The organism is Devosia sp. A16, assembly GCF_001402915.1.
Classification (GTDB): Bacteria; Pseudomonadota; Alphaproteobacteria; order Rhizobiales; family Devosiaceae; genus Devosia_A.
Window position 1 is genome coordinate 2,945,501 of sequence record NZ_CP012945.1, and the last position, 24,223, is coordinate 2,969,723.

General features: G+C 66.9%; 24 protein-coding genes and 1 riboswitch. Of the genes, 17 read left to right on the forward strand and 7 right to left on the reverse strand.

All coding sequences use genetic code 11. The features are described from left to right. Window positions 1–60 precede the first annotated feature (60 nt). Window positions 61–969, forward strand: a complete 909-nt coding sequence (locus APS40_RS14325) for an NAD(P)/FAD-dependent oxidoreductase (protein WP_197279330.1) — start codon at window positions 61–63, stop codon at window positions 967–969. Here APS40_RS14325 and APS40_RS14330 read toward each other — a convergent pair. Together APS40_RS14330 and APS40_RS14335 are read right to left on the reverse strand one after the other, a co-directional pair. Further along, window positions 944–1,300 carry a DMT family protein gene (locus APS40_RS14330; protein WP_055047697.1) on the reverse strand — a complete coding sequence of 119 codons (357 nt, stop codon included), beginning with the start codon at window positions 1,298–1,300 and terminating at the stop codon, window positions 944–946. The genes APS40_RS14325 and APS40_RS14330 overlap by 26 nt on opposite strands. A gap of 67 nt (window positions 1,301–1,367) precedes the next feature. Next, window positions 1,368–2,561 (reverse strand): FAD-dependent monooxygenase, encoded by a 1,194-nt coding sequence (locus APS40_RS14335; RefSeq protein WP_055047698.1) that lies wholly within the window; start codon window positions 2,559–2,561, stop codon window positions 1,368–1,370. Window positions 2,562–2,628: 67 nt separating this feature from the next. On the opposite strand from APS40_RS14335, the gene APS40_RS14340 reads away from it, so the two are divergent. The 7 genes from APS40_RS14340 (at window position 2,629) to cobO (ending at window position 10,697) form a co-directional block, all read left to right on the forward strand. Continuing rightward, window positions 2,629–3,108, forward strand: a complete 480-nt coding sequence (locus tag APS40_RS14340) for a MarR family winged helix-turn-helix transcriptional regulator (protein ID WP_055047699.1) — start codon at window positions 2,629–2,631, stop codon at window positions 3,106–3,108. An 88-nt stretch (window positions 3,109–3,196) separates the two neighbouring features. Beyond that, entirely contained in the window at window positions 3,197–3,796 is a 600-nt protein-coding gene (locus APS40_RS14345) for a hypothetical protein (protein WP_055047700.1), read from the forward strand. 20 nt (window positions 3,797–3,816) lie between these two features. Beyond that, window positions 3,817–4,035, forward strand: a riboswitch (cobalamin riboswitch). Between the two features lie 35 nt (window positions 4,036–4,070). Then, the gene (locus tag APS40_RS14350) at window positions 4,071–4,253 is read left to right on the forward strand and encodes a CbtB domain-containing protein (RefSeq protein WP_055047701.1); all 183 of its coding nucleotides are present in this window, start codon (window positions 4,071–4,073) and stop codon (window positions 4,251–4,253) included. Window positions 4,254–4,273: 20 nt separating this feature from the next. Then, complete coding sequence (locus APS40_RS14355; protein ID WP_055047702.1) at window positions 4,274–5,041, forward strand: CbtA family protein; 768 nt, start codon at window positions 4,274–4,276, stop codon at window positions 5,039–5,041. Continuing rightward, entirely contained in the window at window positions 5,038–6,102 is a 1,065-nt protein-coding gene (gene cobW, locus APS40_RS14360) for a cobalamin biosynthesis protein CobW (RefSeq protein WP_055047703.1), read from the forward strand. Before APS40_RS14355 ends, cobW begins: the two co-directional genes overlap by 4 nt. A gap of 66 nt (window positions 6,103–6,168) precedes the next feature. Further along, window positions 6,169–10,056, forward strand: a complete 3,888-nt coding sequence (cobN, locus tag APS40_RS14365) for a cobaltochelatase subunit CobN (RefSeq protein ID WP_055047704.1) — start codon at window positions 6,169–6,171, stop codon at window positions 10,054–10,056. After that, entirely contained in the window at window positions 10,056–10,697 is a 642-nt protein-coding gene (cobO, locus tag APS40_RS14370) for a cob(I)yrinic acid a,c-diamide adenosyltransferase (RefSeq protein WP_055047705.1), read from the forward strand. Before cobN ends, cobO begins: the two co-directional genes overlap by 1 nt. A gap of 193 nt (window positions 10,698–10,890) precedes the next feature. On the opposite strand, the gene APS40_RS14375 is transcribed toward cobO, so the two are convergent. From APS40_RS14375 to APS40_RS25185, 3 genes are all read right to left on the reverse strand, one after another. Continuing rightward, a complete protein-coding gene (locus APS40_RS14375) occupies window positions 10,891–11,223 on the reverse strand; it encodes a cupin domain-containing protein (RefSeq protein ID WP_055047706.1) in 333 nt (110 codons plus the stop codon). After that, on the reverse strand, window positions 11,223–11,663 hold the full coding sequence (locus APS40_RS14380) for a hypothetical protein (RefSeq protein ID WP_055047707.1): 441 nt from the start codon (window positions 11,661–11,663) through the stop codon (window positions 11,223–11,225). Before APS40_RS14380 ends, APS40_RS14375 begins: the two co-directional genes overlap by 1 nt. An 87-nt stretch (window positions 11,664–11,750) precedes the next feature. Then, a complete protein-coding gene (locus APS40_RS25185; RefSeq protein WP_197279331.1) occupies window positions 11,751–11,921 on the reverse strand; it encodes a hypothetical protein in 171 nt (56 codons plus the stop codon). A 214-nt stretch (window positions 11,922–12,135) separates the two neighbouring features. Here APS40_RS25185 and APS40_RS14385 point away from each other — a divergent pair, with 214 nt between their 5' ends. Further along, the gene (locus tag APS40_RS14385) at window positions 12,136–13,017 is read left to right on the forward strand and encodes a substrate-binding periplasmic protein (RefSeq protein WP_156342944.1); all 882 of its coding nucleotides are present in this window, start codon (window positions 12,136–12,138) and stop codon (window positions 13,015–13,017) included. Beyond that, window positions 13,010–14,212, forward strand: coding sequence for a dicarboxylate/amino acid:cation symporter (locus APS40_RS14390; RefSeq protein WP_055047709.1), 1,203 nt, complete (start codon window positions 13,010–13,012; stop codon window positions 14,210–14,212). The genes APS40_RS14385 and APS40_RS14390 overlap by 8 nt, the downstream gene beginning before the upstream one ends. A gap of 53 nt (window positions 14,213–14,265) precedes the next feature. On the opposite strand, the gene APS40_RS14395 is transcribed toward APS40_RS14390, so the two are convergent. Beyond that, entirely contained in the window at window positions 14,266–15,168 is a 903-nt protein-coding gene (locus tag APS40_RS14395) for a cation diffusion facilitator family transporter (protein WP_055047710.1), read from the reverse strand. A gap of 251 nt (window positions 15,169–15,419) precedes the next feature. On the opposite strand from APS40_RS14395, the gene APS40_RS14400 reads away from it, so the two are divergent. From APS40_RS14400 to cobM, 7 genes are all read left to right on the forward strand, one after another. Continuing rightward, window positions 15,420–16,691 carry a sirohydrochlorin chelatase gene (locus APS40_RS14400; RefSeq protein ID WP_055047711.1) on the forward strand — a complete coding sequence of 424 codons (1,272 nt, stop codon included), beginning with the start codon at window positions 15,420–15,422 and terminating at the stop codon, window positions 16,689–16,691. After that, the gene (locus APS40_RS24920) at window positions 16,691–17,815 is read left to right on the forward strand and encodes a hypothetical protein (protein ID WP_156342945.1); all 1,125 of its coding nucleotides are present in this window, start codon (window positions 16,691–16,693) and stop codon (window positions 17,813–17,815) included. The genes APS40_RS14400 and APS40_RS24920 overlap by 1 nt, the downstream gene beginning before the upstream one ends. Further along, window positions 17,812–18,435 (forward strand): precorrin-8X methylmutase, encoded by a 624-nt coding sequence (locus APS40_RS14415; protein WP_055047714.1) that lies wholly within the window; start codon window positions 17,812–17,814, stop codon window positions 18,433–18,435. The genes APS40_RS24920 and APS40_RS14415 overlap by 4 nt, the downstream gene beginning before the upstream one ends. Continuing rightward, window positions 18,432–19,787, forward strand: a complete 1,356-nt coding sequence (gene cbiE, locus APS40_RS14420) for a precorrin-6y C5,15-methyltransferase (decarboxylating) subunit CbiE (protein ID WP_055047715.1) — start codon at window positions 18,432–18,434, stop codon at window positions 19,785–19,787. The genes APS40_RS14415 and cbiE overlap by 4 nt, the downstream gene beginning before the upstream one ends. Continuing rightward, on the forward strand, window positions 19,784–20,524 hold the full coding sequence (gene cobI, locus APS40_RS14425; RefSeq protein WP_055047716.1) for a precorrin-2 C(20)-methyltransferase: 741 nt from the start codon (window positions 19,784–19,786) through the stop codon (window positions 20,522–20,524). The genes cbiE and cobI overlap by 4 nt, the downstream gene beginning before the upstream one ends. Continuing rightward, complete coding sequence (cobJ, locus tag APS40_RS14430) at window positions 20,521–22,296, forward strand: precorrin-3B C(17)-methyltransferase (RefSeq protein WP_055047717.1); 1,776 nt, start codon at window positions 20,521–20,523, stop codon at window positions 22,294–22,296. Before cobI ends, cobJ begins: the two co-directional genes overlap by 4 nt. A 168-nt stretch (window positions 22,297–22,464) precedes the next feature. After that, window positions 22,465–23,247, forward strand: a complete 783-nt coding sequence (gene cobM / locus APS40_RS14435; RefSeq protein ID WP_055047718.1) for a precorrin-4 C(11)-methyltransferase — start codon at window positions 22,465–22,467, stop codon at window positions 23,245–23,247. A gap of 152 nt (window positions 23,248–23,399) precedes the next feature. On the opposite strand, the gene APS40_RS14440 is transcribed toward cobM, so the two are convergent. Further along, the gene (locus APS40_RS14440) at window positions 23,400–24,125 is read right to left on the reverse strand and encodes a cobalt-precorrin-6A reductase (RefSeq protein ID WP_055047719.1); all 726 of its coding nucleotides are present in this window, start codon (window positions 24,123–24,125) and stop codon (window positions 23,400–23,402) included. Window positions 24,126–24,223: the final 98 nt, after the last annotated feature.

A 24,223-nucleotide genomic window follows, 5' to 3' on the forward strand; every position in this document is an offset into this window, starting at 1 on the left:
TGCGCCGGCGAGGAACATCTCGCCGCCGGCGCCATTCCCTCTGCCAACAGGACCGATCAGATGTACGACGTCATCATCATCGGCGGCGGCTTTGCCGGCCTCGCTGCCGCCACGCAACTGGGCCGGGCCCGCCGCAACGTTCTGGTGCTCGATACCGGCAAGCCACGCAACCGCTTCGCCGCCCACGCGCACGGATTTCTCTCCCGGGATGGCGCCGCACCGAGCGAGCTTTTGGCCGAAGCCCGGCGCCAGCTCGAGACTTACGGCACCGTCGAAATCCGCAACGCCGAAGCCATCGCGGCGTCGGGCGAGCGCGACGTCTTCAGCATCGAGCTTGCCTCGCACCAGCAACTCGCTGCGCGCCGGCTGATCATCGCGCACGGCGTCACCGACGATACCGGCGGCATACCCGGGATGGCCGAATGCTGGGGCAGGACTGTGCTGCACTGCCCCTATTGCCATGGCTACGAGGTCGCCGACCGCCGCCTTGGCCTGATGCTGCGCGAGGGCGACATTCCGCACTTGGCTCGCTTCTTTTCGGAATGGACCCATGACCTGACGCTGTTCGCCAACGGCGCTCCGGTCGATCCGGTTGTCCGCGCCGCGCTCACGGACATGAAGGTGAAGCTGGTGGAAGAGGCCCTGGTGCGCTTCGATCACCGTGACGGCGTGCTGCAATCGGTGGTCACCACCGCCGGGTCAACGCCGCTCGACGCCATCTTCGTCCACGCCCCGATCCAGCTGGCGAGCAACATCGGCATCCAGCTCGGCTGCGAGACAAAGGCCGGCATGGCCGGCGACTTCCTGCTGGTCGATCACCTGCAGCAGACCAGCATCGCGGGCGTCTATGCCGCCGGCGACGCGGCGCGGCCGATGCACAACATCAGCTTCGCGGTGGCCGATGGGGCAGGGGCGGGCGTCTTCGCCCACCAGTCGCTGGTGCCTACTTCAGCGGCCCCCGGAAGATGAAGAACGCTCCGGCAAAGATCAGCCCGAAGCCGACGGCATGGTTCCAGGTGAGCTTTTCACCGAGGACGAACACCGCGAAGCCGGCGAACACCGTGAGGCTGATCACCTCCTGGATGGTCTTGAGCTCCGCCGCCGTGTAGGCGCCATAGCCGATGCGGTTGGCGGGCACCGCCAGCCAATACTCGACCAGGGCGATGCCCCAGCTGACCATCACCGCCACCCACATCGCCATGTGCGGGAACTTGAGGTGCCCGTACCAGGCGACGGTCATGAACACGTTGGAGCCGATCAGTAAGAGGATCGGCATCACCGTCTGAAAGGTGAAGGGCATCGGGGGACCGGGCGCGAATCAGTTGATCTTGTCCATTGATCGCGCCGCCTCGTGTTCATCGCAAGGCTCAGTTGGGCTTGATCAGCGGCGTGTCGTCGGCGCGGAAGGCGAACAGGTGCTCCTGCGCCTTCTGCCCGAGCGGCACGAACAGCGGCAGCACCAGGTCGCGCATCCGCCGCGCCAGCCAGCTCTGTGCCTTCTTGGGTGTGCCGCCCTGCCGGCCGAGGCGTACGGCCGCCTCCACCTGATCGCGTCGCAGGCCCTCGAAGCGGCTGAAAGCCCCCTCGGGCGTTGCCTCTGCTTCGAGACAGGCGGCCAGCACCAGGGCGTCCTCGAGCGCCATCGATGCGCCCTGGCCCGAGTGCGGGGTGACCGCATGGGCCGCGTCGCCGATCAGCACCACGCGTCCCTTCGACCAGTATGGGAGGCTCGGCACGTCGTAATCGGGATAGATGCGGCTCACCTGCGGCGCGGCACCCGCAATGATCCGCCGGTTGACGGCCGGATCGCTGCGATGCAGCGCCTCGAAATAGCCGGGTGCCGCCTTGCGGTCGATCAGCTGTGCCTGCTTCTCGTCGGCGGGGAAGGTGTTGAACCAATAGACCGGGCCACCCGGATCCTTGATGTAGCCGAAAAAGGCCCGCTGTCCGAACGTCATCAGCATCCGCCCGTCGGTGGGCGGCACATCCGCCACGTCCACGATGCCGCCGCTGCCCAACAGGCCGTTGTAGACCGGCGACGGCAGCCCGGGCAGGGCCAGGCTGCGCACGCTGGAGCGCAGGCCATCGGCGCCCACCAGCACATCGAAGCCATGCGTGACCCCGTCGCCGGTCGTCACCGCCACTTCGGTATCGAGGTTGGCCACCGCTCTCACCGGCATGTCGAAATGGATACGCATCCCTGCGGCGCGGGCCGCTTCGAGCAGGATGGCCCCCAGCGCACCGCGTCGGAGCGTCACCGAGGGCGCGCCGAACTGCGCCGTGTGGCGGGCGTAGTCGATCGTGCCGAGGGCTTTGCCGTGTTCGTTGTGGAGCACGATGGCGCGGGTCTCGACGCCGCGTCGCAGCGCCTCTGCCGCGAGGCCCAGCCCGCGCAGCGCATTGATGCCGTTGGGCGCGAGGGTCAGGAAGATCCCTTCATCGATCACCTGCTGCTCGCTGCGCCTCTCGAACACCACGGGGGAGAAACCCCGCTTGACCAACGACAGGGCCAGGCCAAGTCCCGCCGAGCCTGCACCAACGATTCCGATACGAAGTTTCATTCTTGCCTCACGCTGGACACGCCGCATATCATGCGTTCGTCTTATTATTCGATGGACATATAATTAGATGGTCGAAGTATATTCGTCAAGCGACGACAAGGCGGAACTCGTTCAGCGCCTGGGCACGCTCATCGTGCGCTGGCAGGAGGCGACGCAGCGCTATGACGAGGAGGTGGGCGCCATCTTCCAGCTCGGCCCGGCCGAGCGGCTCTGCCTGAGCTTTCTGACCAGCGGCCCGCAGACCGCCAGTGCCATCGCGCGCGCTACCCGCCTGACCCCGGCGGCGGTCACCTCACTGGTCGACCGGCTCGAGGCTAGGGGTTACGTGCGGCGCAAGCCGGATCCGCTCGACCGACGGAAGGTTCTGGTGGAAGCGGCGGAGGCAAGCTTCGCCCTCATCGAAAAGGCCTATGCGCCTCTGGCGGCCGCCGGCGCCGAGGTTCTGTCGAAGCGCAGCTTGGAGCAGTTGCACCTGCTTACAGAGGTGATCGAAGAGGTTCTCGCCATCCAGAACCGGATGACTAAACAGCTCCAATCGGGGCCCTGACGGTGTCCACCGGCGCCCAGCTTCTGCCGCAAGGCCTGCCCAGACTCAGCGCGTTCCGCTAGATTCGATGGAGCAACGGAGGTCGACGATGCGCGTACTGGTCCTGTTTCCCCTGCTGCTGCTGGCGGCCCCGGCGCTGGCCGCCGATATCGTCTGCGAGGGACCTTTCGCAGCCGACAGTTCGGAGGCCCGGCTGATCGAAGCCTTCGGCAAGGACAACGTGGTGACCGGCGACGTGCCCGGCCCGGAGGGTTCGACCGTGCTGGCCACCACCATCTTCCCCAACGACCCCGCCAAGACCATCGAGGTCGGCTGGTGGGATGAGGAAAAGCACGAGCGCATCGCCTATTTCACCGTGCCGCCTGGTGACACCGCGCCGGGGGGCCTCAGGAAGGGGTTGACGGTCAAGCAAGTCGAGGCATTGAACGGCGGTCCGTTCCAGCTCTACGGCTTCTTCTGGGATTATGGCGGCGCCGCCAACTTCGAAGGCGGCAAGCTTGCCCCGCCAGAGGATGGCTGCTCGGTCAGCGTCCGCTTTGCCGTCGGCGATTATCCGGCCGATCTCAACGTCGACGCCATTTCCGGTGACATGCAGATCTCCTCGAGCGAGCCGCTGCTCGAACAGGTCGATGCGCGCGTCGACACCGTCACCGTCGGCTATCCCGACGCCGACGCGGTGGAAGATTGACCGCGCCCCCTCGTCCGGCGTAACCATAGCCCCACGTTGGTTCCTCGGACCCGTGTGGGCGAGGGGATCAAAAGGGAACACGGTGCGGCGTACCCATCAGGGACCAAATCCGTGGCTGCCCCCGCAACTGTAAGCGGCGAGTGCCTCCGACTAAGCCACTGACTTCCCCGGGAAGTTGGGAAGGCCGGAGACCATGACGACCCGTGAGCCAGGAGACCTGCCAGCGTGCAACCGGGCGAGAGCCCACTTTCATCCGCACGGAGGGTGCAGGCTTATGAATACTCAGGTCCGGACGGCGTCGGTCGTCCGTCTTTCTGTCTCGCAGCGGCTCATCGCAGGCGTTTTGGCATTGTTTCTCGGCCTCGTCCTCGTCGGCGGCGTCGGCTTTGCCAGCGACATGGCCATCCACAATGGCGCGCATGACACGCGCCATGCGCTTGGCTTCCCCTGCCACTAAGCACCCCCCGCGAGACATCGATGAAACTCTTCCAGCGAATCTTCTTCGCTGCGGTCCTTGCTGGACTCGCAGCCGGCCTGGCCATGAGCGCCGTACAGCAATGGCGCGTCGCGCCGCTGATCCTCGCCGCCGAGGTGTTTGAAAGCGCCGCTCCTGAGGCACCGGCTGTCGCCGAGCACAGCCACGAAGTTGGCACGCCAGAACATGTCCATGAGGCCGCGGCGCCCGCGCATGAGCACGACGAGGACGCCTGGGCACCGCAGGATGGCGCCGAGCGCATCTTCTACACGGTGCTCGCCAACCTCCTCGGCTCTATCGGTTTTGCCTTCGTACTGGCCGCCGTGTCGGTGCTTTCCGGCATCGAGATCACCGCCCGTAACGGCGTGATCTGGGGTATTGGCGGCTTTGTGGCCCTGCAGCTCGCGCCGGCCCTGGGCTTGCCACCTGAGCTCCCCGGCATGCCCGCCGCCGACCTGGTCGCCCGCCAGGTCTGGTGGATCGGCACGGCGCTCGCCACCGGCGCCGGCATGCTCGTCATTGCCAAGCTGCGCAACTGGACCGGCATCGTCCTTGCTGCGGTGCTGATCCTCGCGCCGCACGTCATTGGCGCGCCGCAACTCGCCGGTGACCACGCCAGCGCCGTTCCTGCCAACCTCGCCACCAGCTTTGCTGCGGCGTCTCTCGCCACCGGTGCGCTGTTCTGGCTGATCGTCGGGCCGCTGTTCGGCTGGCTCAACCAGCGCTTCGCCAGCTCCTCCGCCTTCGCCCTGAAAGGTGCCCACGCATGACCGAACTCGCCAGTTCCAAAATCCCTGTCACCGTCATTACCGGCTTCCTCGGCGCCGGTAAGACCACGCTGGTTCGGCACCTGCTCGCCCATGCCAAGGGCAAGCGCATCGCGCTGATCATCAACGAGTTCGGCGAACTCGGCGTCGACAAGGAAATCCTCGCCGGCTGCGGCGACGAGACCTGCCGCGAAGAGGACATGATCGAGCTGAGCAACGGCTGTATCTGCTGCACCGTTGCCGACGAGTTCATTCCCACCATGCAGGCGCTGCTTGAGCGCGAGGATCGGCCCGACCACATCGTCATCGAGACCTCCGGCCTGGCTTTGCCGCAGCCCCTGATCCGCGCCTTCAACTGGCCCGAGATCAAGTCCGAGGTGACCATCGACGGCGTCGTCACCGTTGCCGACGCCGCCGCGCTCAGCGAGGGCCGCTTCGCCAGTGACGAACAGGCAGTCGATGCACTGCGCTCGGCCGACGCCATGCTCGACCACGAAACCCCGCTCGGCGAGCTGTTCGAGGATCAGCTGATCGCCGCCGATATGGTGATCCTCAACAAGGCCGATCTCGTCACCGAAACCCAGCTCGACACCATCGAAACCCATCTCAAGGCCGAGATGCGCCCCGGCACCGGTGTCGTCCGGGCCCGCAACGGCCATGTCGACGTCGCGGCGCTGCTCGGCATGGGGCTCTCGACCGAAGACAATCTCGCCGGCCGCGAGAGCCATCACGAGCTCGAGCATGGCGGCGAGGGCCACGAGCACGACGATTTCGACTCGTTCTCGGTCACGCTCGATGGCGTCAGCGGCAAGGATCACCTGCTCTCGACCATCGAACAGACGATCCGCGCCCATGATGTCCTCCGGCTCAAGGGCTTTGCCGCGCTGCCGGGTGCCCCGGCCCGCCTCGCCATCCAGGCGGTCGGCCCGCGCGTCACCGCCTATTTCGATCGGCCCTGGAAGCCGGGCGAAGCCCGCCAGACCGCGCTGGTGGTGATCGGCGAAAGCCCGCTCGACCGCGCCGCCATCGCCGCAAGCCTCGAGCAGGCGGCGGCTGCGGCTTAGCCGAAGCCATTCCCTTCCCCCTCTCCCCATGGGGAGAGGGCTGAGGCAAGGGGCGGGAGAGACCAGATGCACCTTCTCGCCGCGCAGGCCGGAGCGCTGCAGCAGGAGGGCGAGGCCATCGACCTCGCCCAGACGCCCGGCGACATCGTCTTCGCGTCGGCCGCCGACAGCGAGCTGATGATGCTGGCCGCCGCGGCCGATCGGGCCGGAACGATCCAGGCGCGCGACAGCGGCCGAAACGCAACAGACCTGCGCCTCGCCAACCTCCTGCGGCTCAGCCACAACCTCTCGGTCGACCTCTGGCTCGACCAGACGGTGCAGCATGCGCAACTGGTAGTGGTCCGGCTGCTCGGCGGCCCGGCCTACTGGCAGTACGGCGTTGACGAACTGACGGCGCTGGCGTTGAGCGGCAGGATCCGGCTGGCGCTGCTTCCCGGCGATGCCAACCCGGACCCGATCCTCCAGCAACGCTCGACGATTCACCCCGAGGATTGGACCAGGCTGCACAGGCTGTTCACCGCCGGCGGCCCGGAAAACGCCGATGCGCTGCTGGCGGCCTTCACACAGATGGCGCAGTCGTCACCCTCCCCCTCGCGGGGAGGGTTCAAGGGTGGGGGGAGCCCCGCGCTCGAGCCCCGCATGTCAACGCCTAAACCCTTCCATCGTTTCGGCCTCTGGCACCCCGCGCAGGGCATGCTGGACGCACTCCCTGCCTCGCCCCATCCGCACGTGCCGATCCTGTTCTACCGGGCCGCGCTCGAGGGCGCCGGCACTGCCACACTCGAAGCCCTGATCGCCGAGCTCGAGGCCCAGTCCCTCAACCCCGTCCCGATCGTCGTATCGACGCTGAAGGAAGGCGCCTGCATCCGTTTCGTGCAGTCGGCCTTCGCCCAATACCCGCCCAGCGTCATCCTCAACCTCACCGGTTTCGCTCTCGGGCTCGACGGGCTCGACGACAAGCAGAACCCGTTTGTCGGCACCGATGCGCCGGTGATCCAGCTGCTGCAGGGCGGACGTCCCGAGGCGCAATGGGCCGCCGATGTCCAGGGGCTGACGGCAAAAGACCTCGCCATGCAGGTGGTGCTCCCCGAGCTCGATGGACGCATCGGCATGCTGCTGGTCGGCCACAAGCACGACGCCGTCTGGCACGAACGCACCCAGTGCCCCCTCTCCGCCTACGCTCCCGACCACGACGGTATCCGCCGCGCGGTCACCCTGGCGAAGAACTGGACCGTCCTGCGCTTGACCGTGCGCGCCGAGCGCCGCGTCGCACTGGTTCTCGCCAACTATCCGATCCGTGACGGACGGCTGGCGAACGGGGTCGGCTATGATGCGCCGCAGTCGACGGTGGAGATTCTCAGGGCCATGGAGGGGGCGGGGTATCGCTTCGGCCCCTCACCCGGCGCTGCGCGCCACCCTCTCCCTCAAGGGGAGAGGGACGATGTGGCCCGATCTAGCCCCGGCCTTCCCTCTCCCCTTGAGGGAGAGGGTGCCTCGCGTAGCGAGGCGGGTGAGGGGCAGTTTCCCCGCACCGGCAACGACCTGATTGCCCTGCTCCAATCCGGCCCCACCAACGCCCATCCCGAGCGCGGCGAGGGCATCCCGTTTCCCGTCAAGCGCTACCGCGAGCTCTTCGCCGCGCTCCCGGGCAGCATCCAGGCCGAGGTCACTGCCCGCTGGGGCGACCCCGCTGCCGACCCATTCGTGCGCGGAGATCACTTCCATCTTCCGGCCGTCCGCTTCGGCAATGCCGCCATCCTCGTCCAGCCGGCGCGCGGCTATCATCTCGACGAAACCGCCAGCTATCACGATCCGGATCTGGTGCCGCCGCACGGCTATCTCGCCGCCTATCTGTGGCTGCGGCACGACTTCGCTGCCCATGCGCTGATCCACAACGGCAAGCACGGCAATCTCGAATGGCTGCCGGGCAAGGCCACGGCGCTGGATGCCGCGTCCTATCCGGCGGCGCTCTGGGCCGAGCTGCCGCAGCTCTATCCGTTCATCGTCAACGACCCGGGCGAGGGCACGCAGGCCAAGCGCCGCACCGGCGCGGTGATCATCGACCACCTGGTGCCGCCGCTGACCCGGGCCGAAACCTACGGCGCGCTGAAGGACCTCGAGGCGCTGCTCGACGAATATTATGCCGCTTCCGGCATGGATCGCCGCCGCCTGGCGGGCCTGCGCAGACGCATTCTCGATTTCACCCGCGATATCAGGCTCGACCGCGACATCGGCCTCGTCGCCGACGAGTTTGAAACGCTCCGGCGCATCGACACCTTCCTCTGCGATCTCAAGGAAGCCCAGATTCGCGACGGCTTGCATGTGTTCGGCCAATCCCCCTCCGGCCGGCTGGAACGCGACCTGATCGTCGCGCTTGCCCGCGTGCCGCGCGGCGAGGGAGCCGGGGACGCGTCGCTGATCCGCGCCTTGGCCGACGATCTGAAACTGGGGTTCGATCCGCTGACGGCGGACCTCGGCGCGCCGTGGACCGGGCCTCTGCTTCCCTCCCTTCAAGGGGGAGGGGGGCTCGTCCGCACCGTCGGCGACGTGGTCGAGCATCTCGAGGGCCTCGCGGCAGAGCTTGTCGACGGCCGTCCACCCGATCCCGATTGGCACGCCACTGCCGCCGTTCTCTCGACGATCGAGACCACTATCCGCCCCCGCCTCGCTGCATCCGGCCCCAACGAGATTGCATCGCTGCTCGTCGGCCTCGACGGCAAGTTCGTGCTACCCGGTCCGTCCGGCGCGCCGTCGCGCGGCCGGCTCGATGTGCTCCCGACCGGGCGCAACTTCTATTCGGTCGACATCCGCGCCGTGCCCACCCCGACGGCCTGGGAGCTTGGCCGGAAATCCGCCGAGAACCTGCTGGTCCGGCATTTTCAGGATCACGGCGCGCCGCTGCGCTCCCTGGCGCTCTCGGTCTGGGGTACCGCCAATATGCGCACCGGTGGCGACGACATCGCCCAGGCCCTCGCCTTCATCGGCGCCAGGCCGACCTGGGATCCATCCTCGCTTCGCATTTCCGGCTACGAGATCATCCCGTTGGCGAGGCTCGGTCGTCCGCGCGTCGACGTGACCCTGCGCATCTCGGGGTTCTTCCGCGACGCCTTCCCGGCGCAGATCTCCCTGTTCGACAAGGCGGTCCGCGCCATCGGGGCGCTCGATGAACCCGAGGAGCAGAACCCGATCGCCGCGCGCATGCGCACCGATGCGCTGGAGCTGATGAAGGCCGGCGCCGATGAGCGCACCGCGGCGCTGGGCGCCGGCCATCGTGTCTTCGGCTCCAAGCCTGGTGCCTACGGCGCGGGCCTCCAGGGCCTGATCGATTCAGGCAACTGGGAGAGCAAGGCGAACCTCGCCGAAGCCTTCCTCAACTGGGGCCAATACGCCTATGGCGCCAATGCTGACGGCACGCCGGAGCGCGATCGCTTCGCCGCCCGCCTCTCCGACATCGAGGCGGTGGTCCACAACCAGGACAATCGCGAGCACGACCTGCTCGACAGCGACGACTACTACCAGTTCGAGGGTGGCCTCGCCGTCACCGCCGAAGCCTTGGCAGGTCGCGTCCCCGCCACCTATCACAACGACCACTCCCGTCCCGAGCGCCCGCTGGCTCGCACGCTGACCGAAGAGATTTCGAAGGTCGTCCGCTCCCGGGTCGTCAACCCGAAGTGGATCGATGGGGTGAAGCGCCATGGCTACAAGGGCGCCTTCGAGATCATTGCCACGGTCGACTACATGTTCGCCTTCGCCGCCACCACTGGCGCAGTGGCGACGCACCATTTCGATCTCGCCTTCGAGGCCTTTGTCGAGGACGATGCGACGCGGCAGTTCATTCAATCGAACAACCGCTTCGGCTATGACGAGCTGATCGCCAAATTCAACGAAGCCCGTCGCCGCGGCTTCTGGACGCCGCGCTCCAATTCCGCCTTCGCGTATCTCGAGGATACTTGATGACCGACAAAGCCCCGAAAAAGACCGACCTGATGACCGAGGCCGAGCGCGACGCCTACCATGCCGAAAAGATGCGGAAGAAAAAGGAGGCGCGGAACAAGATCCTCGCCACCAAGACCGAGGAGCGCGGCCTCGTCATCGTCCACACCGGCAAGGGCAAGGGCAAATCCACCGCTGCGTTCGGCATGGTGTTCCGCGCCATCGGCCACGGTTTCAAAGTCGGCGTGGTGCAGTTCGTCAAGGGCGCCTGGTCGACCGGCGAGCGCGACGTGCTCGACAGGTTTCCCGAGCAGGTGACCATCAAGGCGATGGGCGAGGGGTTCACCTGGGACACCCAGGACCGCCAGCGCGACCTCGCCGCCGCCCGCGGCGCCTGGGAGATGGCCAAGGCGCTGATCGCCGACGAGAGCTACAAGCTGATCCTGCTCGATGAGCTCAACATCGTGCTGCGCTACGACTACCTGCCGCTCGACGAGGTGCTCGAGGTGCTCAGGAACAAGCCGCGCGACACCCACGTCATCGTCACCGGCCGCAACGCCAAGGACGAGCTCATCGAATTGGCCGACCTCGTCACCGAGATGACCGAGATCAAGCACCCGTTCCGCTCGGGCGTGAAGGCGCAGGCCGGGATCGAGTTTTAGCGGCCGCGGAGGACCTGGGAGGAACGAAGTTCCCGCGCCCACCGCGTGCCATCCAAGCGAAAGCGGACCCATTTATCCGCTGGTACCGGCTGCGAGTTGGGGCCCAACTTTCGTTGGGATGACAGCCGGTGGAGGGGGAAAGGGAGTGTCTCCCATTCCCAACCCCGCACCCCCGCCGAGAAAAGATGCCCCTCTACTCCAGCCAATGCGTCTCGAACTTCGGGCTGGCATGGATGTGGATGCTCTTCATCGGTCCCAGCGTCTTGAACTTGTGCGGCGTGTTCGGCGGCACTACCAGGATCTGGCCGGGGCCCGCCTCGATCTCCTCGTCGCCCACGGTGAACACTGCACGCCCCGCCTCGATGATGAATGTTTCGGGGTAGGGGTGGGTATGGAGCCGCGGCCCGGAGCCGGCCTCGACGCTGTCATGCAGGATCAGCGTGACGTTGGCCTCGCCCCCCTCCCATTCGCCCGATTGCCGCGTCGGGTGCGTGGCCCAGTCTTGCCGCCGATAAACCCGCGCCATCAGCACCCTCCCTTGAGGCTTCGCACCAGTCGCTCCACCACCGAATCCAGCTTGCCCAGATCGATCGCCGAGTATTCCAGACGGAACGCTGCATAGGCGCCATCGCATAGCGCGACCATCCGCTGGTAGAGGATGCGCCTGCCCCGGGCGCCGGAAAAGCTGGCCCAGCTCGGCGTCACCGCCTGGTAGCTTATGGCCCAGCCGTCGGTCTCGACAAAGTCCATCGCTGCGGCGACCTCGCCCTCGAAACCGGGTTCCATGACATTGCCGCCCCAGACCACCAACTTGGTCGCCCCCTCACGGAACGTCCGACCATCGCCGTTGTCGGCCTCCGGTCCCCATTCGAAGCCGGGTGGAACGTCGATGGTGTAGCCGAAACGGGCATTGTCATACTGCCCCCAATCGGCGGCGAATGCCGGGGCGGCGAGGGCGATCAGCATCAGACAAATCAAAGCGCGCATGGCAGCGAGGATCGCCCGCCATGCGCCAGCCTGCAACCTCAAACGCCGAAGCGCTATGCAGAGGCGTCAGGCGCCCTTCATCATCACTGCCGCCGCGAGCACGATGAACGCGACGATCAGGATCCAGAAGGCGTAGGCACTGACGAACGGTATCGAGACGATGGCGCCGAGCAACGCGATGACCGCGATGACGACGGCGACGATGAACATGGTCTGGCTAGGCGCATTGAGAGTCATGGAAGATCTCCTGGGTCATGCACACGGCAAGAGTTTAGGCGCGCCGTTGAATCGCGGCCATGCCGGCACCTGTGCTATGCACAGCTTGTGCGGTGGCCCCGCACTTCCGCTTGCTGGTAGTAAGTACTCGCCGGCGAAAGTCGATTGTCATTGTCAGGCTAACAATTCGGCGACAATACTCGATTAAGGGTGGTGCCGCCTTGGGGGCCTCGCAGTGACCACACCCAGCTTGGAGCGGTTCGTCCGCGCCATAACCCGTTTTGCCATAGGCTGCCTGCTGGCGGTCTCGGTAGTCTCGTCGGCGTCGCCGGCCATGGCGCAATCGTCCGCCATAGCCCGCATCCAGGCGGCCGGCAAACTCACCGTCGCGGTGTTCTTCGAGGATGTGGTGCCGTTCTTCTATGCCGGGCCGGACGGCAAGCTGATCGGCGTCGATCCGGCGATCGCCGAGGATATTGCCCAAAAGCTCGGGGTGACGCTGGAGTACAATCGCGCTGCCACCACCTTCGACGGCCTCGTCGACGAGGTCATCGAAGGCCGCGCCGACATGGCGATCAGTCTGCTCAGCGACACGCTCGAGCGCGCCGCGCGCGCCAGCTTTTCGCAAAGCTATGTGAGCGTGCGCCAGTTCCTGTTGATCAACCGCCTCGAACTCGGGCGTCTGGTCGCGGCCGATCCCGACCGCGCCAACGACATTCCGGCGCTGCTCAACAGCCCGCAATCGCGCATCGGCGTCATCGGCGGCACCTCCTATGTCGGCTTCGTCGCCGAGGATTTTCCCCGCGCGCAAAGCGTTGCCTTCGAGGCCTGGCCTCAGATGCTGGCGGCGGTGAAATCCGGCGACCTGGTGGCGCTGATGTACGACGAGATCGAGATCGGCAACTGGCGCCTCGCCGATTCCGCCGGTGCGGTCGAACTGCGGCCCTACCACCTGGCCGGCCACCCCGACACGATCGCCATCGCCATGTCGCCGGGCGATGCCGACCTCAAGGCCTGGGTCGATCTCTATCTCACCAAGGCCAAGGGCAACGGCTTCCTCGACGGCGTGCTCAATCAATACCTCTATTCCAAGGACAGGGCGTTGATCGATGACTGAGGCACGAAAGACCGGCCTCGGCCGGCTGCTGCTCCATCCGGTCGCGATCTTTTCGGGGCTGATCGCCGGCGGCGTGCTGGGCTGGCTCGACAAGGGGCAGTTGCCGCTCATCGGCACGCTGGGCGAGATCTACATCCGCCTGTTACAGATGTGCGTCATCCCGCTGCTGTTTACCGCGGTCGCCACCAGCCTCAGCCGGCTGTTCCTCGATGGCGCAGCCAATCGCTACGTTACCCGCCTGGTCCTGCTGGTCATCGGCGGGCTGGCTAGTGCCGGCGCACTCGGCGTTGCGTTGGGCTATTGGGGCCAGCCCGGCAGTGAACTGCAGCTCGCCGCCCGCGAGGTGATCGGCAAGGTGATCTTTACCGCCGAAGCATCCGGCGCCGCGGCCGATCCGGCGCATAATCCCGGGGTGTTCGCCGACCTGGTGGTCGGCATGTTCCCCGAGAATATCTTCGGGGCGCTCACCACCGGCAACAAGATCGCCATCCTGATGTTCGCGGTGCTGTTCGGCGTGGCGCTCGGCTCGATCGCCCGGGAGAAATCCGAGCGCGCCACGGCGCTGCTCGAGGCCTTCTACGACACCTTCATCAAGATCATCGAATGGCTGATGTACGTGCTGCCGTTCGGGCTGTTCTGCCTTGCCTACAGCCAGGTCTCGGCCGTGGGGATCGATGTTCTGTTCGCCATGACCAAGCTCGTGGTGCTGGTCTATGCCGGCGCCATCCTGCTGATCGCCTTCTACTCGGTGCTGATCTGGCTGCGCGTCGGCGGAAGCTATCTCGCAACGCTGGGCGCGCTGCGCGAAACGGTGGTTGTCGCCTTCGGCACCTCGAGCAGCTATGCCTCGATCCCCTCGGCGCTGCGCGGCCTCAAGGAAGGCCTGGGGCTCGATCGGCGCGTTGTCGACCTGGCGCTGCCGCTCGGCATCACCCTCAATCCGCCCGGCTCCACGTTCCATTTCGCGCTGGCGACGCTCTTCCTCGCCAACCTCTATGGGCTGGCGCTCGATCCCGGACAGATGGTGTTCGTGCTGTTCGGCGCCATGCTGGCCGGCGCCGCCGCCACCGGCGCCCCGGGCGTCGCGGCTTTGTCGATGATCTCGATCATCCTCGTGCCGCTCGGCCTGCCGGTCGAAGTGGCGATCATCCTGCTGGGCTGGCGTCGGGGGAGTTGGCGAAGAGGTGAATTGTGAGTGGTGAATGGATGAGTGTGGTCCGTTTCCATTCACCATCCACCATTCACACCTCAAACCACCACGATTCCCGAATGTTTGGCCTTGTTCTCGGGCTCGACATGGATGGTGATCTGCGCCCGCTCCACCGCTTCGCGGAGCTTGGCCTCGATGCCGTCGCAGATCGCATGCGCCGCCTCGACGCTCATCGCGCCGGGCACCACCAGGTGGAAATCGATGAAAGTCATGGCGCCGGCCTGCCTGGTGCGGATGTCGTGCGCCTCGATCGCCCCTTCGGCATTGGCCGAGATGATCTCGCGGATCTGGTTGAGGAGCCTGGGCTCCACTGCCACGTCCATCAGCCCGATGACGCTCTGCTTGATCAGCTCCCAGCCTGACCACAGGATGGCGACGCCGACCAGCGCGGCAAGGATCGCGTCGAGCTGCACGAAGCCGGTGGCCGCCGCCAGCAACACACCGATCAGCACCCCCAGCGTCGAGATTACGTCGGTCCACAGATGCTTGCCGTCGGCCACCAGCGCCGGCGATTGCTCCTCGCGCCCGCGGCGCGACAGCCACCAGGCCCATCCGGCATTGATGCCGGTCGCCAGTACGCTGACGCTCAGGCCCAGCGGATCGAGGGTGAAGCCCTTGGGCGCGATGAAGCCGTAATAGGCCTCGCGGAAGATCAAGAGCGCCGCCACCGCAATGAAGATGCCGATCACCACGGCCGAGAAATACTCGGCCTTGTAATAGCCATAGGGCAGGGTGGCGTCGGCGGGACGCGCCGCGAGGCGCACCGCGATCAGCGCCACGATCGCCGTCACTACATTGACGACGCTTTCGAGCGCATCGGAGAACAGTGCGATCGAACCGGTCGCCCAGGCGGCAAAACCCTTCAGCGCCAGCACCAGGATGCCGACCACCAGACTGCCATAAGCGATGCGCACCGCCAGATTTGAAGAACCGCTTGCCATCAGCGGCCAATAGCCGAGCCCCCTCGTGCTGGCAAGTCACTGAATTTGCGTGTGATTTTGAGAAGCGTTCGCATCTGGGCGGGAATCGTTTGACGCCGACACGGGCCCCTCACTACAACCCATTGATAGCGCAGCGTTCCTTGATGGACTGAAACTCACGCCCGGTGCGGTCGACCCAAATCGGGGACCAAGTCCGGGGCTGCTGGTTGGTCGAAAAGCGAACTCTGCCTTTGTGCAAAACAGAGGCGAGAATGGAAAAATCCCTGATCCTGCCGGCGGACACTGCCGTGATGCTCTGCGGGCACGGCAGCCGCAACCAGCTCGCCGTGGGCGAGTTCGCCGTGCTGGCCGAGCGGCTGCGCGAACGCCTGCCCGGCGTGCCGGTGGAGTATGGCTATCTCGAATTCGCCAACCCGGTGATCCACCAGGGGCTCGACAAATTGCGGGCCGCCGGTGCCAGGCGCGTCCTCGCCGTACCCGGCATGCTGTTCGCCGCCGGCCATGCCAAGAATGACATCCCCTCGGTGCTCAACACCTATGCCGCCGGCAAGGATGTCGAAATCACCTATGGCCGCGAACTCGGCGTCGACCTCAAGATGCTGCGCGCCGCCGGCGACCGCATCCAGCAGGCGATCGATGCCTCGCCGATTGAGGTGCCGCGGCACGAGACGCTGCTGGTGGTGGTCGGCCGCGGCGCGTCCGATCCCGATGCCAATTCCAACGTCGCCAAGGTGATGCGCCTGCTCTGGGAGGGCATGGGCTTTGGCTGGGGCGAGGTCGCCTATTCCGGCGTCACCTTCCCTTTGGTCGCCCCGGCGCTCGACCACGCAGCGAGGCTCGGCTATCGCCGCATCATCGTCTTTCCGTACTTTCTGTTCACCGGGGTGCTGGTCAAACGCATCTACGACGCCGCCGACGAGGCGGCGGTGAAGTATCCCGATATCGAGTTCCTCAACGCGCCCTATCTCAACGACCACCCGCTGGTGGTCGACACCTTCCTCGATCGCATCCAGGAGATGCTGGTCGGGCAGAACCTGATGAACTGCGCCATGTGCAAGTATCGCGAGCAGGTGCTGGGCTTCGAGGCCGAGGTCGGGCTGAAGCAGGAAAGCCACCACCACCATGTCGAGGGCATCGGCGGCGGGCTGGAGAACTGCCCCTGCAAGGGCGATTGCGACTCCTCATGCCGCGACGAGGCCTTCTGCCTGAAGCATGGCCTGCCCTGGACGCCGCTCCATACGCACGACCACGCTCACGCTCACAGCCATCCACATCCGCACACCCACGCCCCGGCCCGGCATGCGCTGGTCGCCAATCCGGCCTTTCCGGTGATCCGGCTCGGCGGCAGCCACGACCATGGCTATCCAGAGGATCACGGCCACCACCATGGCGACGGCGCGCACCATCACCACGATCATGCCCATCACCACCATCACCCCTATCCGCACGCCGACCATCCGCTCGGTCCCGTGACCCTGCCGAAAATCCCCGGTCGGCTCGCCCGTGAGGATAGCGAGACCTGATGCCGCTGTTCGATCGCTACATCGCGGTGGACTGGTCGGCGGCCAATAGCCCGAAACGCGGCAAGGATTCGATCTGGATCGGCGAGTTCGGACCCGAGGGCCGGGTGCCGAGCGTGAATCCGCCGACCCGCCAGGCCGCGATGGAGGCGATCACCGCGCGACTGCTCGGCGCCCGCCGACGCGGCGAGCGCCTCATGCTCGGCTTCGACTTCGTCTTCGGCTACCCGCGTGGCGCGGCTGCTGCCATTGCGGCCACCGGCTTATCCCTCCCGCTCGCGGGGGAGCGGGATCATCCGGATAGCTCAGTGCGAGAAGAGTACCCCCCACCCTGTCCCTCCCCCGCAAGGGGGACGACAAGAGGTCGCCCCGAGGGGGAGGAGATCAAAACACCGGCGCCGGAGTGGGCGTCTCCCTCCCCCATGCGGGGAGGGGACAGGGGTGGGGGTACGTTTCCCGCACCGGCCCCTCAGCCAGGTGATCAGCCACCCTGGCTGCAGCTTTGGTCTACGCTGGCGCGCCTCGTCGCTGACGCCCCCGACAACCGCTCCAACCGTTTCCAGCTCGCCGAAGCGATCAATCAGCGGCTCGCCGACGGCCCGCATTTCTGGGGCCATCCGCATCAGCACAGCTACGCGGCGTTGCAGCCGAAACGCCCGACCGAGGCCTACGCCAAGATCCCCGAGCGCCGCGTGGCCGAACGCTACGTCCGCGGCGCCCAGCCGGTATGGAAGCTCACCGGCGTCGGCTCGGTCGGCAGCCAGGCCATGCTCGGCATCGCCCGACTGGCGGCGTTGCGAAGCGACCCGCGCCTCGCCGCCGATATTGCCGTCTGGCCGTTCGAAACCGGCTTTGCCGACGACCTTGGCAAGCCGATCATCGTCACCGAGATCTATCCCTCGCTGTTTCCTGTCACTGCAGCCGATGGCCTGCCGCGCGACCGCGCCCAGGTCGAGGTGACCACCACCCGCTTCGCCGAACTCGACCGCACCGGCCTGCTCGCCACCTTCCTCAGTGCACCCGCCGGGCTCACTGCCGATGAGCGTGCGATCCTCATTGCCGAAGAGGGCTGGATCGCCGGCGCCGGCCACGATGCCCTGCTGGCCCAGCTGTCCGAGGCCGCATGAGCTACCTGCGCGACCCCGCCGCCATCTATGCGCAGAGCTTCGCCACTATCGAAGCGGAAGCGAATCTGTCGGCCTTGCCGGCCGAACTGCACCCCGCCGCCATCCGCATGATCCACGCCTGCGGCATGGTCGATCTTGCAGCCGACATCGTCGGCGACCCCGCCGTTGCCATGGCCGTTCGCGATGCCCTCCGGGCCGGCGCGCCGGTGCTGTGCGACTGCGAAATGGTCCGCTCCGGCATCATCCGCCGCCACCTGCCCGTGGCCACTGAGCTCATCCTAACCCTTAACGATCCGACCGTGCCGGCGCTGGCGAGCTCGCTCGGCACCACCCGGTCGGCTGCCGCCGTCGAACTCTGGCGCCCGCGCCTCTCGGGCGCCGTGGTGCTGATCGGCAATGCCCCGACGGCGCTGTTTCACCTGATCGAACTGATCGAGGCCGGCGGGCCCAGGCCAGCCGCCATCATCGCCGCGCCGGTGGGTTTCGTGGGGGCGGCCGAAAGCAAGGCCTTGCTCGCCTCCAATGCGCTTTCTATGCCATTCCTCACGGTGCGCGGGCGCCGTGGTGGCTCGGCCATCGCCAGCGCTGCCTTCAACGCCATTTCGAAAGACCTCGCATGACCGCGTGGCTGCACATCATCGGGGTAGGGGAGCGGGGACCGAGCGAACTGCCAGCTTCGTACAAGCTGCTGCTCAGCTATGCCGACACGGTCATCGGCCCGGCCCGCTTCCTCGCCGATCTCGAACCGGTGACGCGTCCCAATGCGAGCGCCGACCTATTCAATCCGGAATTCGTCACCAAGCGCAGCTTCGAGGCCGTGGCGCGCGCTCTCGCCGGCGAAGAGCCCGACCATTCGCCGGCCGCTACCTATGCCGATGGTCGTACGCTGATCGAGTGGGAGCCGCCGCTCGACAGCATGATCGAGCAGGTGATGGCGCTGCGCGAGACGCCGACCGTCATCCTCGCCTCGGGCGATCCGATGTGGTTCGGCATCGGCGCGACGCTGACCCGCTACCTGCTGCCCTCCGAGTTCGTCATCCACGCCCATCCGTCGGCTTTCCAGCTGGCCGCGGCGCGGCTGCACTGGCCGCTGCAGTCGGTCGCCACCCTGTCGCTGCACGGCCGGGCGGTGGAAGCGCTGCACCCGCAACTGCTGCCCGGCAACCGCATCCTGGCATTGACCTCCGATCACACCACCGTCGATCTCGCCATCGAGCTGCTGGTCGACCGCGGCTATGGGCGCAGCCTCGTCACCACGCTCGAAAACCTCGGCGGCCCCGACGAGAAGATCACCGCCGACGAGGCCGAGAACTTCAACAGTCGTGAGGTCGAGGATTTCTACGTCCTTGCCATCGACTGCGTGCCCGATTTCACCGCGCCGCTGTTGCCACCGCTCCCCGGGCTGCCCGACGAGGTGTTCGTCACCGATGGGCAGCTGACCAAGCGCGAGGTGCGCGCAGCGACGCTCGCCAAGCTGGCGCCATTCCCCGGTGCGCTGCTCTGGGACGTGGGCGCCGGATCGGGCTCCATCGCCATCGAGTGGATGCGCGCCGCCCGCGATGCCAAGGCGGTGGCCTTCGAGCGTGAGGGCGAGCGGCTGCAGATGATCGCCGTCAATGCGGCGGCGCTGGGCGTTCCCGGCCTCGAGATCGTCAGCGGCGAGGCGCCCGGCACCTTTGGCCGCAAGGCGCCGCCCGACGCCATCTTCATGGGCGGCGATGTCGGCAATGACGATTTGTTCGATGCCTGCTGGAGCGCACTGAAGCCCGGTGGCCGGCTGGTCGCCAACGCCGTGACGCTCGACGCCGAGCACGCGCTCTACTCGCGCCACCTGCAACTCGGCGGCGAGCTGACCCGCATCGAGATCTCTGCCCTCGATCGCGTCGGCGGCCACCGAGCCTTCAAGCCGCGCCTGGCTGTGACGCAGTGGCTGGTGACCAAGGCCATGCATGGCCTCGTGGTGACGCCGTGACGGCGCATCAGCGCACCGGCACGCTGCATCTCGTCGGGGTAGGGCCGGGCGACCCGGAGCTGCTGACCCTCAAGGCCGTGCGGCTGCTCGGCCGCGTCGCTGTCATCGCCTATCCCACTACGGGTGAAGATGCGGCACTGGCGTTCGAGATCGCGTCCCCCCACCTCAACGCTGCCGCCGAGCGCCTGTCGGTCGCCATTCCCATGGCCATCGAGCGGTGGCCTGCCCAGGCCGCCTATGATGGCGCGGCCGAGGCCATCCTTGGCCACCTCCGCGCCGGACGCGACGTTGCCTGGCTCTGCGAGGGCGATCCGCTGTTCTATGGCTCGGCCATGTACCTGGTTGCCCGCGTCGGTCCCCATGCGCCGGTCGAGATCGTCCCCGGCATCACCTCGCTCACCGCCGCTGCGGCGGTTGCCGGCCGGCCGCTCGCGGCCCGCAACGAAATGCTGAAGGTGCTGCCGGCGCCGCTCGACGATGCGACGCTCCGCACCGAGCTCGCCGCCACCCCGGTGGCCGCCATCATCAAGGTGGGCCGGCACTTCGATCGCATCCGCGCGCTGCTCGCCGAGACCGGCCATGCCGACGGCGCCGTGGTGGTCGAACACGCGACCACGGCGCGCCAGCGCATTACCCGTCTCGCCGACTTCGCCCATGACGAGCGACCCTACTTCTCGACCATCCTGTGCTATCGCGGCGCCGAGGCCTGGGGCGAAACTGCCGGAGCCGACCGATGACCACGCCCGCCATCATCATCTTCGCCGATACCGGGCTCGATACCGCCACTCGCATCGCCGAGGCCACCGGCGGCGAGATCTACACCTGCGGTCAGGGCGGCGCCGATGCGCTGAAGCTGTTGCCGCGACTGTTCGCCGAAGGGCGGCCGATCATCGGCGTCTGCGCCGCCGGCATCCTGATCCGGTTGCTCGCCTCGAGCCTCGAGAACAAGCAGAAGGAACCGCCGGTGCTCGCCGTCTCGCTCGGCGGCGCCAGCATCGTGCCGCTGCTCGGCGGCCACCGCGGCGCCAACCGGCTGGCGCGCGAACTCGCCGACGAGTTGGGCGGCCATCCCGCCATTACCACGGCGTCCGACAGCAAGTTCCTCCACAGCCTCGACGAGCCGCCGCCGGGCTGGGTGCTCGGCACCCCGCAGGATGCCAAGCCCGCCATGATGGCGCTGCTGCTCGGCGCCAAGTTGCAGGTGGAGGGCGAGGCGCCGTTCCTCGCCGAAGCCGGTTACCCGGTATCCTCGATGGGCGCCGTCAAGGTGCTGGTTTCCGAGCAGAAACTGAGGATCGAGCGCGGCATCGTCTATCACCCCAAAACCCTGGTCGCCGGTGTTGGCTGCGAACGTGGCGCCGATGCCGAGGAGGTCATCGGCCTCATCGATTTCGCGCTTCGGCAGCAGAACCTCGCGCCCCAGAGCCTTGCTGCCATCGCCTCGATCGACATCAAGGCCGATGAGCCGGCGCTGCTCGAGGCGGCACGCCATTTCAAGGTGCCGTTGCGCCTGTTCTCGGCCGCCGAACTCAGCCAGGAGCGCTATCGCCTGCGCGCGCCGTCCGACTATGTCGACCAGACCGTCGGCACCCCCAGCGTTGCGGAAGCGGCGGCGCTGAAGGCCGGGCCACTGGTGGTCGAGAAGTTGAAATCGGATCGCGCCACCTGCGCCATCGGCAAGGCGCCGCGCCCCATCGATGCCGAAAGCTTCGGCCGCCGTCCCGGCGTGCTGCACCTTGTCGGCATCGGGCCGGGCGAGGCCATCTCGCGCACTGCCGCTGCGGTCAATGCGCTCGAACAGAGCACCGACTGGGTCGGCTACGAACTCTATCTCGATCTCGTCGCCGACCTGCGCCGCGGCCAGGTCGAGCACCGCTACGGCCTCGGCGAGGAAGAGAGCCGCGTGCGCCAAGCGCTCGAACTCGCGGCCGAGGGCAAGGTCGTATCGCTGGTCTGCTCCGGCGACGCGCAGATCTATGCCATGGCGGCGCTCGCCTACGAGCTGCTCGACGCTACCGGCGCGCGGGCCGTCTCCGACGTGGCGCGTCGCGTCAACCTCGAGACCCACCCCGGCGTCTCCGCCTTCCAGGCGGCTTCTGCCGCCGCGGGCGCGCTGATCGGCCACGACTTCTGCTGCATCTCGCTATCCGACCTGCTCACGCCGCGGGCCGATATCCTCAAGCGGCTCGATGGCGCTGCCCGCGCCGACTTCGTCACCGCGCTCTACAACCCGCGTTCGCAACGCCGGACCGACCTGATCGAAGAGACCAAGCGGATTTTCCTCGAGCATCGCCCGCCCTCGACCCCGGTCATCATCGGCTCCAATCTAGGTCGCCCCACCGAGAAGGTCCGCGTCGTCACTTTGGCCGATTTCGATCCCACCGAGATCGACATGCTGACCATCGTGCTGATCGGCTCCAGCACCTCCCGCACCTTCCAGCGCGGCTCCGGCACGGTCGCCTACACGCCGCGCGGTTATGCAGCCAAGGGGGCTGGCGATGGGCAGTAGCTGCCGGGTCCTGCCCCTCACCCGTCTCGCTTCGCTCGCCACCCTCTCCCTCAAGGGGAGAGGGAACACAGCCGCCCGCTCTGGGCCCCTTCTTCCCTCTCCCCTTGAGGGAGAGGGTGCCCTGCGCAGCAGGGCGGGTGAGGGGCAGTTCATCCGAGTCCACTATCCATGACCGTCTACTTTATCGGCGCCGGCCCCGGCGCGCCTGATCTCATCACCCTGCGCGGCCAGCGTCTGATCGAACGGTGCGAGGTCTGCCTCTATGCCGGCTCGCTGGTTCCGGCCGAAATCGTCGCCGCCGCTCCTGCGGGCGCGCTGGTGCGCGACACCGCGCCGATGCACCTCGACGAGATCATTGACGAAATCATCAAGGCCAATGACGCCGGCAAGGATGTGTCGCGCGTGCATTCCGGCGACCCGTCGATCTATGGTGCAGTCGCCGAGCAGATGCGCCGCCTCGATGCGCTTGGCATCCCATATGAGGTGGTCCCCGGGGTGCCGGCCTTTGCCGGCGCCGCCGCCCGCATCGCCGCCGAACTGACGCTGCCGGAAATCTCGCAGACCATCATCCTCACCCGCACTTCCGGCAAGGCCTCGGCCATGCCGGAGTCGGAAAGCCTCGAGGTGCTGGGGCAGAGCAAGGCGACGCTCTGCATCCACCTGTCGATCCGCAACCTGGGCTACGTCGAAACCGCGCTCACCCCCAATTACGGGGCCGATTGCCCGGTGGTGATCATCTATCGCGCCACCTGGCCGGACGAGGAGGTGATCTTCACCACCCTCGCCGAGATGAAGGCGCGGGTGCGCGAGGAAAAGATCACCCGCACCGCACTGATCCTCGTCGGCCGCGTCCTCGGCGAAACCCGCTTCCGCGAGTCGAAGCTCTATGACGAGAGCTTTGCCCACGTGCTGCGCAACGCAGGCAAGAAGAAGCTGAGGGCGGGGGGATGATGGCTAGGCCGGTGCGTGCCGCCCCCCACCCCTGTCCCCTCCCCGCAGGGGGGAGGGGGACGCCAGGCACCGCCATCAGAGTGAGGGTCACCCTCCCCCTTGCGGGGAGGGGACAGGGGTGGAGGTCCACAGCCACCGGCCTTTCGACAGGCTCAGACGAGCTTCAGCGCGGCGATCGCCTGCCCCACCGTCGGCACGTCGTGCGCGGGTGGCAGCGGCGGCCGGGCGATCATGAAAACCGGCAATCGCAGTCGCAGCGCCGCCTGCAGCTTGGCCTCGGTCTGCGCCCCGCCGGAATTCTTGCAGATCAGGTGGGTGATCCCCTGTTCCTGCATCATCTGGAACTCGCCGTTGAAAAAGAACGGCGGCCGCGCCAGCAGCGACGTGGCGTTGACCGGCAGTTCCTTTTCCGGCGGCTCGATCGAGCGCACCACAAAGCTGCAATCGGTGCGCTTCAAATAGGTGTCGAGGTGGGTGTGCCCCACCGTCAGCAGCGCCCGCGCCCCCTTGGGCAGGCTTGCGGCGGCTTCTTCGGCGTTGGCGACGTGTTTCCAGAACGCGTATTGCGGTTCGCTCCAGGCCGGCCGGGTCAGTCGCACCAGCCGCAGTTCCGCCAACTCCGCTGCCCGCACCGCGTTGCGCTTGATCTCCTCGGCATAGGGATGAGTGGCGTCGACCAGCCGGTCGAACCGTTCACTAAGGATGTAGTTGCCCAATCCGTCGCCGCCGCCAAAGCCCCCAATACGCACTTCGCCTACCGGCAGCAGCGGCTCGCTGGTCCGCCCGGCCAGCGACGTGGTCACCTGATGGCCCATCTTGGTCAGTTGCGCGGCGAGTTGACGAGCCTCTTCGGTCCCGCCGAGGATCAGGATCTTCATTTGTTCGTTTTCCCCAAGTCCGGCGTCCCGATGGACCGCCGCGGCGCTTCCAGTACCCCCCGGTCCGGTTGCGCTAACTCTATCTTAACCGCTAGCCC